We start from the raw sequence: 17546 nt of genomic DNA, 5'->3' as shown, positions 1-17546 counted from the left end.
CTTTGTTTTTTTCAGGCGACGTGTTGTCTGCTGGTTTGAAAACCATAACCATAACCAAAACCAATTACGGATTACGGAACCCACAGCGATAATCTCACTGTCCGAAAAAAACGGGAGTTAAGCGGGCAGGGGTAAGGCCATTCAGGCAGCTGAGCCTGGCGCAAAAAACCCCTAAAACCCACAGCGATAAATTACCTGACACAGAAATAAGAGATAACAGCGGGAAGGAGGGCCGTCTGAACCGCTGAGCGGATGAGGGATTTCAGGACGAGCGACAGGGATGTCGCGAAGAGTCGGGTTCGCGCCAGGGATGGCGCGTCCCGGCGGTCCGTGAGAAATCCTGAAGAAGCGAAGGGACCGCGAAGCGGCGGTGAAGCAGGCGGGAGCCGGGGTCAGGGGGGCGCGGCGACTGGCGCCCCCCTGTCGGTCGCCTGCAGAGGCGGAACTGAAACTGCCCGGCTCACCAGGCGAACGAAACCTTCTCATAGCCCGTTCGCGCAGCGAACTCCCCCAGCTTCAGCGCCGCAGCAACGAACCCCCCTTATCCGATGGTCATCAGACTCGCGTTACCGCCCGCCGCGGCGGTATTCACACTCAGCGAACGCTCAATCAGAAGACGCTCCAGCAGCAGATTGGTTTCGCCGCGGGCAAAGCCCTGCACCGAGACAATCGCGCCGTCACGTGCTGCAATCTGTTCGCACAGGGTTCGCAGCTGATCGGCATCACCGTGATAAATCACCGCATCAAACTCTGAGGCTAACGGGTCACGTGCCAGTGTAATGCGCGCTTTCACGGCGTCCGGTAGCGAGGCCCGCAGCGTGCGATGCAGCTCATCATCCTGCCACAGCGCTTTACTGCCGACGCTGGTAACCGCAGCCAGCTGGATTAAGGCATCCTGCTCGTTGTCAGCCAGACACAGCACCTGATCACGCGGTAACAGCGAGAAGGTATTGCGCTCACCTGTCGGGCCGGGCAGCAGACGGACCACGCCCGCCTGTGCCTGCTCACCATAGTGGTGGCAGAGTCTGGCCAGTTCAGGTTTGTCTTTAGCCCAGCTGCTCAGCGCCTGATGCGGGGCAAGCAGGGACTGACGCAGCGTGCTGTCCGCCGGGCGTTCGGCATCCTGCCGATCAAAGGTCAGACGCAGCGCACCATCCGGACGATTCGCCAGCAGGCGGTAAAGATAGAGCGGACCACCGGCTTTCGGACCGGTACCGGACAGGCCTTCGCCGCCGAACGGCTGGACGCCAACCACCGCGCCAACCATGTTACGGTTAACGTAGAGGTTGCCGACGCGGGCGTTGGCCGTGACCTGTGCAATGGTCTCGTCGATGCGGGTATGCACGCCCAGGGTCAGGCCATAGCCTGAGGCATTAATCTGCTCAACCAGCTGCGGCAGAGCAGTGCGGGTGAAGCGCACCACGTGCAGCACCGGTCCAAAAATCTCTTTATCCAGATCGCTGACCTGATTCAGTTCAATCAGTGTCGGTTTGACAAAGGTGCCGCTGTTCCACTCTTTGCTGTCCTGCGGGTTATCCTGTACCGCCTGATAAACCGTGAAGCCCTTGTTGCGCATCGCCTGAATATGGCGATCGATGTTGGCTTTCGCCTCGGCATCAATCACCGGACCGATGTCGGTTGAGAAGCGCTCCGGGTTGCCCATGCGGCACTCCGCCATCGCGCCGCGCAGCATCTTCAGCGTGTGGTCAGCAACATCTTCCTGAACGCAGAGCAGGCGCAGGGCAGAGCAGCGCTGTCCGGCACTGTCGAAAGCCGAGGCGACGATATCGATAACCACCTGCTCCGTCAGTGCGGAAGAGTCGACAATCATGGCATTCATCCCGCCGGTTTCCGCAATCAGCGGCACAGGACGACCTTGCTGGTCAAGACGACCGGCCAGATTCCGCTGCAGCAGCGTCGCGACAGCAGTTGAGCCGGTGAACATGACGCCCCGAACACGATCATCACCGGTCAGTTGCGCACCAACGGTTTCACCCTGACCCGGCAGCAGTTGCAGCACGCCTGGCGGCACACCCGCATCCAGCAGGATCTGCACCGCCTGTGCGGCAATCAGCGGCGTCTGCTCAGCCGGTTTGGCCAGCACGCTGTTGCCCGCAGCCAATGCGGCCGCAATCTGACCGGTGAAGATCGCCAGCGGGAAGTTCCACGGGCTGATACAGACCACCGGGCCCAGTGGGCGATGGGTTTCATTGTCGAAATCGTCGCGCACCATACCGGCGTAGTAATAGAGGAAATCAACCGCTTCGCGCACTTCCGCGATGGCGTTGCTGTAGGTTTTACCCGCTTCACGCACCAGAATGCCAATGAGTTGCTGCATCTGGCCTTCCATATTCTGTGCGGCGCGTTCCAGAATCGCTGCTCGCTCCTGCGGCGGTGTGGCAAACCAGATTGGTCCGCTATTCACCGCGGCATCCAGTGCCACAGAGACTTCCTGCCCGGTGGCTTCACGAACCTGACCCACGCGGTCACCCGGTGCAGCCGGATTCAGAACGTCGCGCAGTTCGCCCGCACCCGCTTCACCCTCAATCATCGGCCCGGCAATGCAGGGCTGTGCGGCGCTGCTCAGCAGAGCGCTGGAGAGGGAGGCAAGACGATGTTCGTTGGCCATGTCCAGACCCGCAGAGTTAACGCGATTATCGCCATACAGCTCACGCGGTAGTGGGATCTTCGGATGAGGCAGACCAATCGCGCCCTCGCTGACGCCCAGCTTCTCGACGGCCGTTACCGGGTCGGCCACCAGCTCATCGATCGGCAGTGAGGTATCGGCAATGCGGTTAACAAACGAGGTATTAGCCCCGTTTTCCAGCAGGCGGCGAACCAGATAGGCCAGCAGGGTTTCGTGGGTGCCGACCGGCGCATAGATACGGCAGGGACGGTTAAGCTTGCCGTCAGCCACTTTGCCGACAACCTGCTCATACAGCGGTTCGCCCATGCCGTGCAGGCACTGGAACTCATACTGACCCGGATAGTAGTTATTGCCTGCCAGCTGATAAATCGCCGCCAGGGTGTGGGCGTTGTGAGTCGCAAACTGCGGATAGATCAGGCTGGGAACGGAGAGCAGTTTGCGGGCGCACGCCAGGTAAGAGATGTCAGTGTAAATCTTGCGGGTGTAAACCGGATAGCCTTCCAGACCTTCCATCTGGGCGCGCTTGATTTCGCTGTCCCAGTACGCGCCTTTCACCAGACGGATCATCAGGCGACGACGGCTGCGCTGAGCCAGATCGATCAGCTCATCGATCACAAACGGACAGCGTTTCATGTAAGCCTGAATGACGAAGCCGATGCCGTTCCAGCCTTCCAGTTCTGGCTCGAAACAGAGTTTCTCCAGCATATCCAGCGACAGCTCCAGCCGGTCGGCTTCTTCGGCATCAATGTTAATGCCGATGTCATAAGAGCGGGCCAGCAGCGTCAGTGATTTCAGAATAGGGTAAAGCTCTTCCATTACCCGCTCATACTGCGCACGGCTGTAGCGGGGATGCAGTGCAGAGAGCTTGATGGAGATGCCGGGACCTTCATAGATGCCACGGCCATTCGACGCTTTACCAATGGCGTGGATCGCCTGCTGATAAGAGAGCAGATAGGCTTTGGCATCCCCTGCGGTCAGGGCGGCTTCACCCAGCATGTCATAGGAGTAGCGGAAGCCTTTTTCTTCCAGTTTGCGGGCGTTAGCCAGCGCTTCGGCAATGGTTTCACCGGTGACGAACTGCTCGCCCATCAGACGCATCGCCATGTCCACACCTTTGCGGATCAGCGGCTCGCCGCCCTTGCCAATAATGCGGTTAAGCGAGCTTGAAAGGTTCGCTTCGTTGTGGGTCGAAACCAGACGGCCGGTAAACAGCAGGCCCCAGGTCGCCGCGTTGACGAACAGTGACGGGCTGCGTCCCAGATGTGACTGCCAGTTGCCGTTGCTGATTTTATCGCGGATCAGGGCATCACGTGTCGGCTTGTCAGGAATACGCAGCAGTGCTTCAGCCAGGCACATCAGTGCCACACCTTCATGTGACGATAATGAGAACTCCTGCAACAGGCTTTGCACCATGCCAGCGCGTCCTGTTGCACCTTTCTGGTGCCGCAGCCTGTCGGCGAGCTGATAAGCCAGCTGATGGGTTTTCTCTGCCAGCGCCGCCGGTAAGCGTGCCTGCTCCAGCATCATTGGCACCGCGTCCGTCTCGGGACGACGCCACGCAGCGGTCACCGCCGAGCGGGTTACGGACTGAGGTAAAATTTGCTCTGCGAAGTCCAGGAACGGCTGGTGCGTCTCCTCGGGCTGGATGTCGTCAGACTCCGCGGCGGCCTGGGCAGAAAGCGGGATCTCCGGCACGGCATCGCCGCTCTCCAGCTGACCCAGGTAGTTGAAGATTGCCTGTTTAATCAGCCAGTGTGGCGTGCGATCAATACGCTGCGCAGCCAGTTTGATGCGCTCGCGTGTCGCGTCATCCAGTTTTACACCCATGGTGGTTGTAGCCATGACTCCAGAGCTCCTTAATAGTGGTTCAGTACGGCGTTGGCTGCACTATCACTTAAGTTGCAACTTTGTGCAACCGTGTTAAATGTGAGCCAGTTAACACCCTTTTAACGTTGGCAATTGTTAAATCGCGCAATGCGGCACGGATATTGCTGCAAGATCCTCGCCAGGTTGGCAGGCCCGATATAAAGCGGGTTTTTGGCAGGTGATACTGGAGTGCAACCGGATAACTGTGAGCGAGTGCAACCTATCAGCACGTTTTCACAAACGGTTAGTGAAATCACTGTAACGCCTGTGTTAAATCCATTGTGCGCGCCACGCCTTTCCGGCAGGATACCGCGCCGCTGGGAAATGACTGACGCCCTGACGAAAAAATCGGCCCGTTCTGCCCCGTTCCGGCAGGCGGGTAGCTGGCGATTTCTCTGGGATATCAAATAATAAGTGGAGAGACAGATGAGTGTAAGTACACCAATGCTGGTGACCTTTGTGGTTTATATTCTTGGGATGGTATTAATCGGTTTTGTGGCCTATCGCTCAACCAAAAACTTTGATGATTACATCCTCGGTGGCCGCAGTCTGGGTAGTGTGGTCACGGCACTCTCTGCCGGTGCATCCGATATGAGCGGCTGGCTGCTGATGGGATTACCAGGAGCCATCTTCATCTCTGGTATCTCGGAAAGCTGGATTGCGATTGGTCTGACGATCGGTGCCTGGCTGAACTGGAAAATCGTGGCCGGTCGCCTGCGGGTGCAGACCGAGCATCACAACAATGCTCTGACGCTGCCGGACTTCTTTACCAGCCGCTTTGAAGACCACAGTAAAATTCTGCGCGTGATTTCCGCCATCGTGATACTGGTGTTCTTCACCATCTATTGTGCCTCGGGCGTGGTGGCGGGTGCGCGACTGTTTGAAAGCACCTTTGGCATGGACTACCAGACCGCTCTGTGGGCGGGTGCAGCGGCCACCATCCTCTATACGCTGGTAGGCGGTTTCCTGGCCGTAAGCTGGACCGACACCGTGCAGGCCAGCCTGATGATTTTTGCCCTGATCCTGACGCCGGTGTTTGTGATTATCGCGGTCGGCGGCTGGTCTGATTCGCTGGCGGTGATTGAGGCGAAGAGCCTGGAAAACCTCGACATGCTGAAAGGGCTGAACTTCGTCGCGGTGATCTCCCTGCTCGGCTGGGGCTTGGGCTATTTCGGGCAGCCGCATATTCTGGCGCGCTTTATGGCGGCAGATTCGCATCGCTCCATCCGTACCGCGCGTCGCATCGGTATGGCGTGGATGGTGCTCTGTCTGGCGGGCGCGGTGGCAGTGGGATTCTTCGGTATCGCCTACTTCCAGAACAACCCGGCGCTGGCAACCGGCGTCAACGACAACGCGGAGCGTGTCTTTATTGAGCTGGCGCGTATCCTGTTCAACCCGTGGATTGCCGGCATCCTGCTGTCAGCGATTCTGGCGGCCGTGATGTCAACGCTGAGCTGTCAGCTGCTGGTTTGCTCCAGCGCCCTGACTGAAGACCTTTACAAAGGCTTCCTGCGTAAAAATGCCAGCCAGAAAGAGCTGGTGTGGGTAGGGCGACTGATGGTGCTGCTGGTGGCGCTGATTGCAATTGCGCTGGCGTCTAACCCGGAAAACCGTGTGCTGGGTCTGGTGAGCTATGCCTGGGCGGGCTTTGGTGCTGCCTTTGGTCCGGTGGTGCTGTTTGGCGTCTGCTGGAAGCGCATGAACCGCAACGGTGCGCTGGCCGGTATGATTGTCGGTGCGCTGACCGTGCTGGTGTGGAAACAGTATGGCTGGCTGGGCCTGTATGAAATCATCCCTGGTTTCATTTTCGCCAGCATCGCGATTGTGGTCTTCAGCCTGATGGGGCGTGAACCGTCAGCAGAAGCGCAGCAGCGCTTTGCCGCCGCAGAGGCAGAGTTCCAGACCAAATAAGCGAAGCGTTAATCAGCAAGGCCCGCCCCGCAAGGAGCGGGCTTTTTTTGTTACAAAGATAAATCACTCAAAGATGAAATTATCTCCACCGGCAACTTGTTTTTTTCTCAGCGATAATGATAATCGGTATCGTTTACACTTTACCTGAATTTACTGTCTATTGACGCTGCTTAACATTCAAGAGGTTGGCAATGTTTGTTCCCTTTCTCATCATGCTGCGCGAAGGACTTGAAGCCGCGCTGATTGTCAGCCTGATAGCCAGCTACCTCAAGCGCACCCAGCGTACCCAGTGGTTTCCGGCGATGTGGGCGGGCGTGTTTATCGCCGCTGCGCTCTGTCTGGGCCTGGGTCTGTTTATCAATGCCACTACCGGCGAATTCCCGCAAAAAGAACAGGAGCTGTTTGAAGGCATCGTGGCGGTGATTGCGGTGGTGATCCTCACCTCAATGGTGTTCTGGATGCGCAAAGTTGCCCGTAACATCCGGGTTGAGCTTGAGCAGGCTGTCGATCAGGCGTTGCAGCGCTCTGGCCGTGGCGGTCTGGCGCTGGTACTGATGGTGTTTCTTGCCGTGGCCCGCGAAGGGCTGGAGTCGGTGTTCTTCCTGCTGGCGGCCTTTACCCAGGATGTCGGCTATGCGCCGCCGATTGGCGCGGTGCTGGGGCTGGCAACGGCGGTGGTGCTGGGCATGCTGCTCTACTGGGGCGGCATCCGCCTGAACATGGCCCATTTCTTCCGCTGGACCAGCGTCTTCATTCTGTTTGTCGCGGCCGGCCTGGCAGCAGGTGCGATTCGCGCGTTCCACGAAGCGGGATTATGGAATCGCTTTCAGGATGTGGCCTTCGATCTCAGTGATACCTTATCGACCCATTCGCTGTTCGGCACGCTGCTGGAAGGCATTCTGGGTTATCAGGAGGCCCCCAGCGTCAGTGAAGTGACCCTTTACTTCGTCTACCTGATCCCGGCACTGATTCTGTTCTTTATGCCTGCACGGCCTGCTACGTCAGCCACGGTGTAATCAGACATTTAACGGGCGCGCCCGCCGCGTCTGCAACTTAACAGGGAATATCGAGATGACAATCTGTTTTCGCCGCAAGGCACTGCTGCTTCCTCTGCTGGCGATCTCCGCAACGGCGGCCGCCGCGGTGCCTCAGGTTACCGTAAGCGTTAATGACAAGCAGTGTGAGCCGATGAGCTTAACGGTCAAAGCTGGCAAGACTCAGTTTCTGATCAAAAACAACAGCCAGAAAGCGCTGGAGTGGGAGATCCTGAAAGGTGTGCTGGTGGTTGAAGAGCGTGAAAACATCGCGCCGGGTTTCAGTCAGAAGCTGACCGCAAATCTTGAGCCGGGCGAATACGAGATGACCTGCGGCCTGCTGAGCAATCCAAAAGGCAAGCTGATCGTAGAAGGTGAGGGCGCGGCGAAAAACAGCCCGTCCACGCGTCTGCAGCTGGAAGGACCGATCACCGCCTATAAAGCGTGGGTGACGGAGCAGGTTAACCAGCTGGTTAGCAATACCCAGACGTTTACTGACGCCGTCAAAGCAGGGGATGTGGAAAAAGCCAAAGCGCTGTTTGCCCCGACCCGTCAGTATTATGAGCGCATTGAGCCGATTGCGGAGCTTTTCTCCGATCTCGACGGCAGCATTGATGCCCGTGAAGATGACTACGAGAAGAAATCGGCCGATCCTAAGTTCACCGGTTTCCACCGTCTGGAGAAAGCGCTGTTTGCCGATAACAGCACCAAAGGGATGGCGGACTACGCGGATCAGCTGAATAAAGATGTGAAAGATTTGCAGGTGCGCATCAGCGAGCTGGCCTTCCCGCCCGCAAAAGTGGTCGGTGGCGCTGCCGGTCTGATTGAAGAGGTCGCCTCCAGCAAAATTTCCGGCGAGGAAGACCGTTACAGCCGCACTGATCTGTGGGACTTCCAGGCCAACATTGATGGCGCACAGAAAATCGTTGAGCTGCTGCGCCCGATGGTCAGCAAAGCCAACCCGCAGCTGCTGGCCAAAGTGGATGCCAACTTCACGAAAGTGGATGCGATCCTGAGTAAGTATCGCACTCAGACCGGTTTCGAATCCTATGAGAAGCTGACCAGCGCCGATCGTAATGCGCTGAAAGGACCGATCACCGCCCTGGCGGAAGATCTTTCATTACTTCGTGGCACACTGGGTCTGGATTAATCATGAGTCGTAAGGAAGATGACGCGCAGCCTGCGCGTCGTCGTTTACTGAAAGGACTGGGGCTGCTGGGCGGCGCGGCAGCACTGGGTGGCGGCTGCCCGTTCCATGCCGCCGCCGACAGCTTTTCGCCGGGTACGGTAACGCCGCAGGCGCGAGAGCAGACGCAGCCATTTTATGGTCAGCATCAGGCGGGCATCACGACGCCACAGCAGGCCTCAATGATGCTGGTGGCGTTTGACCTGCTCAGCAGCGATAAAGCCGAGCTTAAGCGGTTGTTTCAGCTGCTGACCCGGCGTATCGCCTTTCTGACCACTGGCGGGCCAGCACCTGCGGTGACCAATCCGCAGCTGCCTCCGATGGACTCCGGTATTCTTGGCGCGACTATCGCGCCTGACAATCTGACGATTACCGTGTCGGTTGGCGATTCACTGTTTGATGAGCGTTTTGGTCTGGCGCGGCTGAAGCCGAAAAAATTGCAGCCGATGACGCGCTTTCCCAATGATTCACTGGATGCCAGCCAGTGTCATGGCGATCTGCTGTTACAGCTTTGTGCCAACACCCAGGATACGGTGATTCATGCACTGCGTGACATCATCAAGCATACGCCTGACCTGCTTGGCGTACGCTGGCGTCGCGAAGGCTTTATCTCCGATCACGCGGCACGCAGTCAGGGGCAGGAGACGCCGATTAATCTGCTGGGTTTCAAAGATGGCACGGCCAATCCGGATACCCACAATCCTGCCCTGATGAATCAGCTGCTGTGGGTGACCGCCGATCAGGATGAACCGGCCTGGGCGCGCAATGGCAGCTATCAGGCCGTGCGCTTAATCCGCTTTCACGTGGAAATGTGGGATCGCACGCCGCTGGGTGAGCAGCAAACCATTTTTGGGCGCGACAAGCTGAGCGGTGCGCCGCTGGGAATGAAGCATGAACATGACGTTCCGGATTATGCCCGTGACCCGGACGGTGACGTGATTGCGCTGGATGCGCACATCCGCCTTGCTAATCCCCGCACGCCTGAGACGGCAAGCAGCCTGATGCTGCGGCGCGGCTACAGTTACTCGGCGGGTATCTCTGCATCCGGTCAGCTGGAGATGGGACTGCTGTTTGTCTGCTATCAGCACGATCTGGAACGCGGCTTTCTCACGGTGCAGCAGCGTCTGAACGGCGAAGCGCTGGAAGAATATATCCGGCCTTTTGGCGGCGGTTACTTTTTCGCTTTGCCCGGTGTCACCGATGCCAGTCATTATTTAGCACAGCCGTTACTGGAGGCATGATTAAATATTAACCATCGCAGGCGGTCTGTTCGCTGACCGCCTGCGTTTTCGGTTACCGCGTTTGGCTTGCTGAGTTTTTACTGAGATTAAGCGGTTTTCCCACGTATAAAAAATAATCTAAGCATCTGTAATTTATGGCTTTTACATTTACTCTTAAAAGAAATAGTTACGCGTGATTAGCAATTCCTTTGCCAGCAGGTAAAATTACTATTGCAAAGTTCCAACAAAATGATGCACTTTATTGAACAGGCGTAATCGGATGTGTCGCTGTATCACACTGGAGTTCGCGCATGGGTCGATTGTTTTACGGAAAGTCACTGTCACTGAATAAATTGCGCCTGACCGCGAGGGCAATTTTGCCTCGTTATTTCTTCCTCCCCTCAACCTATTCTTTTGTCTTAGCACAGCCTGTACTATCCGGTGTTCAGCCACGCTATTGCGCTGCTGCATACCCACTATCCTGTCCTGTCATGGCTCTAAAGGAAGCCAACTGAAACCTCTAAAGCGTTCACGTAATCGCAACGGGCCACCGGCCTCGCGCGGGAAATGAAACCAACTGAAAGGTGCCACTATGGGAAGACAGAAAGCAGTGATCAAAGCGCGTCGTGAAGCGAGAAGAGTGCTTCGTAATGACTCACGGAGTCATCGTCAGCGTGAAGAAGAGTCGGTCACTTCGCTGGTGCATATGAGCGGACTGGATGCAATTGGCATGGCACGCGATACGCGTGACCGGTTACCGATTGAAGCCCGCAATGAAGCTCAGGCGCACTATCTTAATGCCATAGGAACGAAACAGCTGATCTTTGCAACCGGTGAAGCCGGATGCGGTAAAACCTGGATCAGTGCCGCGAAAGCGGCTGAGGCCCTGATTAATAAGGATATCGACAGGATTATCGTTACGCGCCCGGTACTTCAGGCAGATGAGGATTTGGGATTCCTGCCCGGTGATATTTCTGAGAAATTCGCCCCTTATTTCCGCCCGGTTTATGACATTCTGGTTAAACGTCTTGGCGCATCATTTATGCAATATTGTCTGCGTCCGGAAATTGCCAAAGTAGAGATTGCGCCCTTCGCCTATATGCGTGGTCGCACCTTTGAAAATGCGGTGGTGATTCTGGATGAGGCGCAGAACGTGACCGCCGCGCAGATGAAAATGTTCCTGACCCGACTGGGCGAAAACGTCACAGTTATTGTTAACGGCGATATTACCCAATGCGACTTGCCCGCTGGGGTGCCTTCCGGTCTCACGGACGCGCTGGCGCGTTTTGAAGAGGACGAGATGGTGGGCATTGTGCGCTTTGGCAAAGAGGATTGTGTGCGTTCTGCGCTGTGTCAGCGCACCCTGCACGCGTATAGCTAGCGTTTGATTGAGTAGAAGTGTAGCGCCCAAACCCGGCTTCGGCCGGGTTTTCTTATTGTAATTGAAGAGCTTCTTCATGCTGCAGCTGTACCTGCCCGCGTTAGTCATAAAATGGATTGGCGCAGAACAAGGCACCTTTCAGTTACGGTTTTCCATAAGTTTTTCTCACCACATGTACCTAGCCCGTGTGTGGGCACTGCATAAATCCATGCTCAAAATGTCAAGAGCCAGGCTAACCGGCGCATTAGCAATCTCTTCCCGGTAACTGATTTCTCTCAAGCTTTATAGCCCTATTTTTTATTATTTTTCGTCAAAACTTAACGTGTCGAGGCGCTGTCAGGCCGCAAGATAACGGAGATATTGGTGGTTTTATAAGAAAGTTCTGATTGAATATCAATGTTTTGCATGGGGTTTAATTATTGCTTTCCGTAATTAACGTACTATATATTTACCCTGTACACACAAGGAAGATGTGACTATTGGCCGCTTTCCGTGCCATTTTACAGGAGTAAATATGAGAAATTTTTACCAGTCAGAGGTTCCCAAAGGCCGCATTAATCTCCAATTGACGTTACATACGGGTGGCGCTGCTAAGAAAACCGAGTTGCCTTTGAAGTTGTTGGTTACAGGTGACTTCAGCAACGGTCAGGAGCAGTGTCCGATCTCTGAGCGTGAAAAAATCAACGTCGATAAAAACAACTTCAACAGCGTGCTGGCGGATATTGCTCCGTCCGTTAACCTCTCAGTCAAAAACACCCTTAAGGCAGACGGCAGCGAAGACAATGTCTCACTTCGCTTCGAAGACATGAAAGACTTCGAACCGGAGCAGGTTGCCCGCCAGATCCCACAGCTGCGAGCCTTACTCGCCATGCGCGACCTCAAATCTAACCTGCTGGACAACGCGACTTTCGCAAAGCGTTGGAAACCATCCTCAAAGGTCCCGCGCTTAGCAACGAGCTGCGCAGCGAACTGTCAGCATTGGCAACGGAAAAAAGTCTGGCTCCATTTGATTAACGGATTAACGGATTAACGAAAGAGAATGCTCATGTCTGTACAAAACGAAACCGCGCACGGCGGCGAAACTACTGTACTTGAAAAACCGACCAGCAACAGTGTTTACAGCTCGTTGTTTGAAAAGGTCAACCTGTCTCCCGTTTCAACCCTGAGCGATCTGAACGTCTGGCAGGATAATCAGACAATGTCTGATGCTTCTGCAGATGAGCGCACTACCGCAGCCATGCAGGTGTTTCTGGAACGCCTGATGCAGAGCGGTACCCGGGTTGAAAAGCTGAACAAACACCTGATCGATCACCACATCGCCCAGCTTGACCAGCAAATCAGCCGCCAGCTGGATGAGGTGATGCACCACGATGACTTCCAGAAAGTAGAATCTGTATGGCGCGGCCTGAAGTCGCTAGTGGATAAGACCGATTTTCGCCAGAACGTCAAAATCGAGTTACTTGATCTCTCCAAGGAGGATTTGCGCCAGGACTTCGAATACGCACCGGAAATAACCAAGAGCGGCCTCTATCTGCAGACATACGTGGCCGAATACGACACACCTGGCGGCGAACCGATTAGCGCATTAATCTCCTCATACGAATTCGATGCCTCCGCACAGGATGTGGCGCTGCTGCGTAACATCTCTAGAGTGGCCGCTGCGGCGCATATGCCGTTTATCGGCTCGGCGGGCCCGGCATTTTTCCTGAAAGATTCAATGAAAGCGGTTGCGGCGATTAAAGACATCGGCAACTACTTTGACCGTGCAGAATACATTAAGTGGAAATCGTTCCGCGAAACCGACGATTCACGCTACATCGGCCTGACCATGCCGCGCGTGTTAGGACGTCTGCCATATGGCCCGGATACCGTGCCGTTGCGCAGCTTTAACTACGTGGAAGAAGTGAAAGGCCCGGAGCATGACAAATACCTCTGGACCAACGCTTCATTTGCCTTCGCCTCCAACATGGTGCGCAGCTTCATCAGCAACGGCTGGTGCGTGCAAATTCGTGGCCCACAGGCCGGCGGTGCGGTGCAGGATCTGCCGCTCCACCTGTACGATGTCGGCACGGGCAACCAGGTGAAAATCCCGTCTGAGGTGATGATCCCGGAAACCCGCGAGTTTGAGTTCGCCAACCTCGGCTTTATCACGCTGTCGTACTACAAAAACCGCGATTACGCCTGCTTCTTCTCGGCTAATTCGACTCAAAAGTCAGCGCTGTACGACACGCCTGATGCCACCGCTAACAGCCGAATCAATGCACGCCTGCCGTATATTTTCCTGCTGTCACGTATCGCCCATTACCTGAAGCTAATTCAGCGCGAAAACATCGGCACCACCAAAGACCGTCGTCTGCTTGAACTTGAGCTGAATACGTGGGTGAAGAGCCTGGTCACCGGGATGACCGATCCGGGCGACGAGCTAAAGGCGTCTCATCCGCTGCGCAATGCCAAAGTGCTGGTGGAAGATATTGAAGACAACCCCGGCTTCTTCCGCATCAAGCTGTTTGCCATCCCGCACTTCCAGGTGGAAGGCATGGACGTGAACCTGTCGTTGGTGTCGCAGATGCCAAAAGCTAAATTCTGACAAACGGAATATCAGGGATGAAAATATATCGTCCGTTATGGAACGAGGGGGCGCTACTGTCTCCTCAGCAGTTCCAGCAGCAATCAGCCTGGGAGGCCTTCACTAATGCCGGCCTCGCGGCGCTCGCCTCGCCCCATCCGTGGGGCATTGAAACGCTGGAGCTGGATGAATCCCAGCTCTCTTCTGGCCGGGTGCGCATTCAGGCACTACGTGCCTGGCTGCCGGATGGCACGCTTATTGACACGCAGCATGCGGATCTGGCACCGGCGCCGCGCGATTTGAACAACGATGTATCTGCCGATACTGACAGCGTGATTGTGATGCTGGCGCTTCCGCTCATGCAGCCTGGTGGTGACAACGTCAAATCGGAAGGTGAGATCACCAAGCGACCTCAGCGATTCCGTGAAGAGTGGGTCAGCGTGCAGGATGCCTTCGCTTCAGAGATGGAGTCTATGGCGGTGGCACGCTTCAGCCTGGCGCTGCGCTTTGCTCATGAGAGTAATGAAGCATGGGAAACCTGCACGCTCTGTCGCCTGATAAAAGACGGGCAGAGCGGATGGCGTGTTGACGCTGCTTTCATCCCGCCGCTGGGGCGCTGGTCTGCAAGCGCGGCGCTGCAGGAACGACTGGTGCTGTTGAACCGTCAGTTGCGTTCACGCCGTCAGCGACTGATGTCGATGCGCCGCGAAAGCAACGAGCGTCTGGCCGATTTTGCCGTGGCTGATGTATCGCTGTTCTGGTTGCTGAATGCACTGAACTCGCATGCCCGTGTGCTCAGCGAATATGAGCGTACGCCTGATCGTCACCCGGAGCAGGTGTGGGCCGAGCTGACGCGTCTTGCGGGTAGCATCATGACCTTTTCTCTTGAACACGATATTGAAGCGATTCCGCTCTATCGGCATGACTCGCTCGCTCAAACCTTCCCGCCGCTGTTTGATCTGATTGCCTCGTTGCTGGAAGCCAGCCTGCCGTCTCGTGTGGTAGCGCTGGAGATGTCGCGGCCCGACAGCCAGACGTGGAAAGCCTCGCTGCACGACCTGCGTTTGCGGGAAGACGCCGACTTCTATCTTTCAGTCCGCTCTGACGTGCCAGCCTGGCAGGTTACTGAACGCTTTCCTGAGTTATGCAAAGCGGGGGCGCCGGACGATGTGAATGCGATATCCAGCAGCGCACTGAACGGTATTCCGCTGATCACTGTCAGCCGCGTGCCTGCTGCACTGCCGGTCCGGATGGAGAACCAGTACTTTGCGTTGGATATGTCCAGTCCTGCTGCCGCCACCATGCTGGATCAGGGCGTATGTCTGTTCTACGTGCCGTCACTGCTGGGCAACCTTGAACTGGAACTCTTCGCGGTGATGCGCTCATGACTAACGACATCAATATCGACAAACTGATGGCAGACACCTGGCTGACGGTGTCAATGCTGAAACATGCCACCAGCATTACGGATGGCAGGCAGCTGTATCGCAACTGCGTGGCACAGGTGGAAAGCGTTCGCGCTGCACTGAAAGAGGCGGGGATTGACGACGAGAGCATTGCGCACGTCAGTTACGCCCAGTGTGCGCTGCTGGACGAGACCGTGCTGAACCGTGCGCCTGGCGATGCGCAGAGCGGTGATGGCACAGTGAGCGCGCAGGTTGAGTGGCGCAGTGTGCCGCTGCAGGCACGTTTCTTTGGCTCGCTGCGCGCGGGGGAAGCGCTCTGGGATCGCGTGGCCGAAATCCTGCGCCAGCCAGCGCCACGTCAGGAAGTTTTGACCTGCTATCAGAGGGTGCTGTCGCTGGGCTTTCAGGGCATGTATGGCACAGGAGCGGCTAATCCCGCGCTGCGCCAGCAGGCGCTCGATGCACTGAATGAGCGCGTCTCTCCGCTGGACGCGGAATTATCGCTGGTGGTTAGCAAAACCCGGCTTCGCCACTTCCGCTGGTTCCGTTCGGCCTGGGTCTGGGCCGGAATGGCGCTGATCGTGACCGGTCTGGTGTGGTGGGGAGGCCATCTGTGGTTGCAGTCACTGCTGGCTGCTCAGCTGCCGGAGCTGCGCTCCTGATGCGCCGCTCCTTTACCTTATCTGTACTGCTGCCAACGGCGATTGCTGTTTCCGCGCTGCTGTGGCTGCTGTGGAGTTTCTTACCACTGTCGTTGCCGCTTAAGTGGCTGGTCACGTTGGCGGGGCTGGTGGTTGTTTCTGTGGTGTTGCGCTCCGTCTGGCAGCGTTTCACCGCCAGCTCAGCAGCCAGCGAAACATTGTTAACCGATCTGCCTGACGGCCCGGTTGTGCTGGTGACGGGCAACGGGCTGGATGTGTTGTTTGGTGAGCAACGGGTGCGTAAAAGCGCGGCGGGCAGCCTGCACAGAATCGACAGGCTGACATCGCTGCGTGAGAGCGTTGAACAAATCTGGCGATATGCGCCTGGCCAGGCGGGGCGTCTGTCGGTGCTTTACACCTGCCTGCCCGATCAGATTAGCGATGAAGGAGAGCTGAGGGCCAGCATCCGCGCGCTACGACAGTTGCTCGGCAGCCTTACTGGCGTCACCGGATTTCCGCTGCCGCTTGCGGTGCAGTGCCAGCTCTCCGGTCCCTCTACACCGTGGTTACTCAATAGTGGTGATGTCACGACGCTGACCGATGACGAAGGTAACCAACAATCCGTCGATGACTGGCAGCAGCAGGGTGACAATATCCGCTGCGTTCCGGCGCTCCGCCAGGCATCGGCATTAATCCGCCAGATCATTCTCGATGAATTGCAAAAGCCGGATCGACTCAGCCCCGGACAGCATCCGGTAGCGCTTTTCCTGCGTCTGGGTGCGGAGACGGGAGACACGGATTCGCTCTGGAGCCAGTGGCTAACGCGTCACGCCATCATGCGCTACGTCACCCCAATGCCGGACACCATGCCGGATCGTCCGTTTACTGATCCGCTGCTTGCCGTGCTGGCACCCCTGACATTTGCCGTACAGGGCGGACGCACGGCTCGTCGCGTCACCGGTGTCCTGCTTTTCTGCGCTCTGGCGGCCACTGCCTGCTCGGTGATGAATAATCGCGCGCTGATTGAACGCACCGGAATGACCCTGCAACGCTGGTACGCCATTCCGGCGGAGAGCCATGATGTCATGGCGGCAACGTTGACAGGCTTGCAGCAGGATGCGCTGCTGCTTGAACGCTGGCACCGTCAGGGCGAACCGCCAAGTTACGGACTGGGCCTCTATCCGGGGGCGCGGCTGTGGTTTGCGCTGCAGCAGGCGATTGATAGCTATGTTCCGCCAGCGAAACCGCTCCCTGTTGCTGCGCCGAAGATTGTGCGCCTTGACAGCATGTCGCTGTTTGACACGGGTAAGGCCGATCTGAAGGCCGGATCCACCCGCATGCTGGTGAACTCGCTGGTTGGCATTAAAGCCCGTCCGGGCTGGCTGATTGTTGTCAGCGGCCATACCGACAGTACCGGGAATGCACAACTTAACCAGGCGCTCTCTTTACGGCGTGCTCAGGCGGTGCGCGACTGGATGCGCGACACCGGCGACGTGCCGGAGAGTTGTTTTGCGGTGCAGGGCTACGGTGCAGATCGTCCACTTGAGAGTAACGACACATCGGATGGCCGCGCGGCTAACAGGCGCGTCGAGATCAGTCTGGTGCCGCAGGCGGATGCCTGCCGGATGCCGGACGCAACCCTGCCGGCATCACAGGATGATGGCGACGAATATCCAGAAACGGAGTAA

The 17546-nt window shown here is 56.8% G+C and carries 10 protein-coding genes and 1 pseudogene; 10 read left to right on the top strand and 1 reads right to left on the bottom strand.

All coding sequences use genetic code 11. The features are described from left to right. Positions 1 to 541: 541 nt before the first annotated feature. On the bottom strand, positions 542 to 4489 hold the full coding sequence (putA, locus tag N5J69_RS03135; RefSeq protein ID WP_279768003.1) for a trifunctional transcriptional regulator/proline dehydrogenase/L-glutamate gamma-semialdehyde dehydrogenase: 3948 nt from the start codon (positions 4487 to 4489) through the stop codon (positions 542 to 544). Between the two features lie 450 nt (positions 4490 to 4939). Between putA and putP the strand changes: the two genes are divergently transcribed. The 10 genes and pseudogenes from putP to N5J69_RS03085 all read left to right on the top strand — a co-directional run bounded on the left by putP (position 4940) and on the right by N5J69_RS03085 (position 17546). Continuing rightward, positions 4940 to 6424: a sodium/proline symporter PutP gene (putP, locus tag N5J69_RS03130; protein WP_279768002.1), complete on the top strand. Its 1485-nt coding sequence runs from the start codon at positions 4940 to 4942 to the stop codon at positions 6422 to 6424. Between the two features lie 191 nt (positions 6425 to 6615). Next, entirely contained in the window at positions 6616 to 7440 is an 825-nt protein-coding gene (gene efeU, locus N5J69_RS03125) for an iron uptake transporter permease EfeU (protein WP_279768001.1), read from the top strand. A 55-nt stretch (positions 7441 to 7495) separates the two neighbouring features. After that, on the top strand, positions 7496 to 8608 hold the full coding sequence (gene efeO / locus N5J69_RS03120) for an iron uptake system protein EfeO (RefSeq protein WP_279768000.1): 1113 nt from the start codon (positions 7496 to 7498) through the stop codon (positions 8606 to 8608). 2 nt (positions 8609 to 8610) lie between these two features. Then, positions 8611 to 9885 carry an iron uptake transporter deferrochelatase/peroxidase subunit gene (efeB, locus tag N5J69_RS03115; RefSeq protein WP_279767999.1) on the top strand — a complete coding sequence of 425 codons (1275 nt, stop codon included), beginning with the start codon at positions 8611 to 8613 and terminating at the stop codon, positions 9883 to 9885. Between the two features lie 571 nt (positions 9886 to 10456). Next, positions 10457 to 11245, top strand: a complete 789-nt coding sequence (gene phoH, locus N5J69_RS03110) for a phosphate starvation-inducible protein PhoH (protein WP_279767997.1) — start codon at positions 10457 to 10459, stop codon at positions 11243 to 11245. Between the two features lie 514 nt (positions 11246 to 11759). Further along, a pseudogene (gene tssB / locus N5J69_RS03105) lies at positions 11760 to 12259 on the top strand (type VI secretion system contractile sheath small subunit). Positions 12260 to 12284: 25 nt separating this feature from the next. Then, on the top strand, positions 12285 to 13832 hold the full coding sequence (gene tssC, locus N5J69_RS03100) for a type VI secretion system contractile sheath large subunit (RefSeq protein WP_279767996.1): 1548 nt from the start codon (positions 12285 to 12287) through the stop codon (positions 13830 to 13832). Positions 13833 to 13849: 17 nt separating this feature from the next. Further along, entirely contained in the window at positions 13850 to 15199 is a 1350-nt protein-coding gene (gene tssK / locus N5J69_RS03095; RefSeq protein ID WP_279767995.1) for a type VI secretion system baseplate subunit TssK, read from the top strand. Continuing rightward, the gene (tssL, locus tag N5J69_RS03090) at positions 15196 to 15879 is read left to right on the top strand and encodes a type VI secretion system protein TssL, short form (protein ID WP_279767994.1); all 684 of its coding nucleotides are present in this window, start codon (positions 15196 to 15198) and stop codon (positions 15877 to 15879) included. The genes tssK and tssL overlap by 4 nt, the downstream gene beginning before the upstream one ends. After that, positions 15879 to 17546, top strand: a complete 1668-nt coding sequence (locus N5J69_RS03085) for an OmpA family protein (protein ID WP_279767993.1) — start codon at positions 15879 to 15881, stop codon at positions 17544 to 17546. The genes tssL and N5J69_RS03085 overlap by 1 nt, the downstream gene beginning before the upstream one ends.

Source organism: Pantoea sp. GD03673 (genome assembly GCF_029844725.1).
In the GTDB taxonomy this organism is placed as follows: Bacteria; Pseudomonadota; Gammaproteobacteria; order Enterobacterales; family Enterobacteriaceae; genus Pantoea.
This window is presented reverse-complemented; position numbering and strand designations above follow the sequence as displayed.

What these genes read in the sequence shown, in the direction of transcription:
- putA (WP_279768003.1), bottom strand. Translation starts at nt 4,489, where the DNA reads ATGGCTACAACCACCATGGGTGTAAAACTGGATGACGCGACACGCGAG.
- putP (WP_279768002.1), top strand. Translation starts at nt 4,940, where the DNA reads ATGAGTGTAAGTACACCAATGCTGGTGACCTTTGTGGTTTATATTCTT.
- efeU (WP_279768001.1), top strand. Translation starts at nt 6,616, where the DNA reads ATGTTTGTTCCCTTTCTCATCATGCTGCGCGAAGGACTTGAAGCCGCG.
- efeO (WP_279768000.1), top strand. Translation starts at nt 7,496, where the DNA reads ATGACAATCTGTTTTCGCCGCAAGGCACTGCTGCTTCCTCTGCTGGCG.
- efeB (WP_279767999.1), top strand. Translation starts at nt 8,611, where the DNA reads ATGAGTCGTAAGGAAGATGACGCGCAGCCTGCGCGTCGTCGTTTACTG.
- phoH (WP_279767997.1), top strand. Translation starts at nt 10,457, where the DNA reads ATGGGAAGACAGAAAGCAGTGATCAAAGCGCGTCGTGAAGCGAGAAGA.
- tssC (WP_279767996.1), top strand. Translation starts at nt 12,285, where the DNA reads ATGCTCATGTCTGTACAAAACGAAACCGCGCACGGCGGCGAAACTACT.
- tssK (WP_279767995.1), top strand. Translation starts at nt 13,850, where the DNA reads ATGAAAATATATCGTCCGTTATGGAACGAGGGGGCGCTACTGTCTCCT.
- tssL (WP_279767994.1), top strand. Translation starts at nt 15,196, where the DNA reads ATGACTAACGACATCAATATCGACAAACTGATGGCAGACACCTGGCTG.
- N5J69_RS03085 (WP_279767993.1), top strand. Translation starts at nt 15,879, where the DNA reads ATGCGCCGCTCCTTTACCTTATCTGTACTGCTGCCAACGGCGATTGCT.